At 32.0% G+C, this 2,218-nt stretch carries 2 protein-coding genes and 1 pseudogene; all 3 read left to right on the top strand.

What is annotated here, in order from left to right; translation table 11 throughout:
* A pseudogene (locus ACHZC3_RS01270) lies at nucleotides 1-384 on the top strand (two-component system response regulator); the annotation flags it as partial.
* A gap of 2 nt (nucleotides 385-386) precedes the next feature.
* Nucleotides 387-794 carry a tRNA (adenosine(37)-N6)-threonylcarbamoyltransferase complex ATPase subunit type 1 TsaE gene (gene tsaE / locus ACHZC3_RS01265; protein WP_394758063.1) on the top strand — a complete coding sequence of 136 codons (408 nt, stop codon included), beginning with the start codon at nucleotides 387-389 and terminating at the stop codon, nucleotides 792-794.
* 42 nt (nucleotides 795-836) lie between these two features.
* Nucleotides 837-2,030: an alanine dehydrogenase gene (locus tag ACHZC3_RS01260; RefSeq protein ID WP_394758062.1), complete on the top strand. Its 1,194-nt coding sequence runs from the start codon at nucleotides 837-839 to the stop codon at nucleotides 2,028-2,030.
* Nucleotides 2,031-2,218: the final 188 nt, after the last annotated feature.

Genomic DNA, 2,218 nt, shown 5'->3' with positions numbered 1-2,218 from the left:
AATTCACCTTTATTAGAAATTATTCAGCAAGCACAAAAGCTAGGATTTAAATTGATTATTACAACCGATCACGGAACGATAAATTGCAAAAATCCGTCGAAAGTAATTGGTGATAAAAACACGAGTTTAAACTTACGTTACAAAACGGGACGTAGTTTAACATACGAAAATAAAGATGTATATGCTGTAAAAGATCCTAAAAAAATTGGTTTGCCGTCTATAAACATGACAAGTATTTATATTTTTGCAAAAAACGATTTCTTTTTGGCTTATGTAAATAATTACAATCATTACGTGAGTTATTACAGAAATACTTATCAACATGGAGGAATTTCGCTCGAAGAAGTCATTGTGCCATTTTTAGTGTTTAGCCCAAAGAAATAAAAATGAAAATAGAATTTAATCTTGACGAAATTGAAACTGTTGCAAAGCAAATTTTAGATGCTAATCCAGAAAAAGTTATTCTTTTTAATGGAGAAATGGGAGCTGGAAAAACCACATTTATCAAGGCTTTATGCAAACAATTAGGTGTTGAAAACCCAACAAGTAGTCCTACTTTTTCTTTGGTAAATGAGTATCAAATAGCTGATAACGAATTAGTTTATCATTTTGACGTGTACCGATTAAAAAACCAAAACGAAGCACTCGATATGGGAATAGACGACTATTTGTATTCAGGAAACTGGTGTTTTATAGAATGGGCAGAAAAAATTCCTGATTTAATCCCAGAAGATCATTCGGTAATTACCATTTCAATTTTAAATAACGGCAAAAGAGAATTAGAACTTCAATAATTGTGATAAATTTTGTAATTTGTGCAAAATAAGTAGAAAATCATGGCCATTACACCTTTTAGCAAGCAAGATTTACTTCCACAAGAAGAAAAATTAGAAATAGCGAAGCACAAGAGCGAACTTTTTATTGGTATTCCCAAAGAAACTTCCTATCAGGAACGTCGTATTTGCTTAACGCCTGATGCTGTAAATGCACTTACTTGTCACGGTCACAGAGTTTTAATAGAAGCCGGAGCAGGAGAAAATTCGAGTTATTCCGATAAAAATTATAGTGATGCTGGAGCTGAAATAACCAACGATACTAAAAAAGTTTTTGGTTGTCCGATGATTCTAAAAGTAGAACCAGCAACTTTAGTTGAAATAGAAATGATGAATCCTAAAACGATTATTATTTCAGCAATTCAGCTAAAAACCAGAAAAAAAGAATATTTTGAAGCCTTACAAAAGAAAAAAATAACTGCTTTAGCTTTCGAATATATTAAAGATGAAGATGGTTCATTTCCAGCTGTAAAGTCACTCAGTGAAATTGCAGGAACAGCGTCTGTTCTTGTTGCTGCCGAATTATTAACCGCTAGTAAGTTTGGAAACGGACTCCTTTTTGGAAACATAACCGGTGTTCCTCCAACTGAAGTTGTTATTCTTGGAGCTGGAACTGTTGCAGAATTTGCAGCGAGAACAGCTATAGGATTGGGTGCAAGTGTTAAGGTTTTTGATAATTCGATTACAAAATTGCGTCGTTTACAAAATAATTTGAATCAAAGAATATTTACCTCAACGATTCAAAATAAAACATTACTTAAATCTTTACAACGCTGTGATGTTGCTATTGGTGCGATGCGAGGAAAATATCGTACGCCAATTGTAGTAACTGAGACTATGGTCGAACACATGAAGAAAGGTGCTGTTATTGTTGATGTAAGTATTGATACTGGTGGTTGTTTTGAAACTTCAGAAATTACAACTCATGAGAATCCTACTTTTATAAAAAATGGAGTTATTCACTATTGCGTTCCCAATATTCCGTCTCGATATTCTAAAACAGCATCATTGTCAATCAGTAATATTATCACGCCCTATTTGCTTCAAATTGCTGATGATGGAGGAATAGAAAGTGCAATTCGTTGCGATAGTGGATTAAAAAATGGTGTTTATTTTTACCACGGAATTTTAACCAATAAAACAATTGGCGAATGGTTTGATTTAACATATCGCGATATAAATTTAATTGTGTTTTGATTTTAAATTTCGTTATTTCTAGCTACTTTTGCTAAAAATTAAATAAAATGAAATTTTCATATAGATTAAGTTATTATCTCTTTGGTTTTGTTGTGGGTTGCGTGTTTTTATTTTTTGTTTTAAACAAAAAAAATACCCGTTGTACGTACTTTCCTAATGATAGAGTTTTAAATAATATTAGATCAAAA

The organism is Flavobacterium sp., assembly GCF_043720215.1.
Lineage (GTDB): Bacteria > Bacteroidota > Bacteroidia > Flavobacteriales > Flavobacteriaceae > Flavobacterium.
The sequence above is the reverse complement of the archived record's forward strand: the minus strand, read 5'-3'. Positions and strand labels throughout refer to the sequence as shown.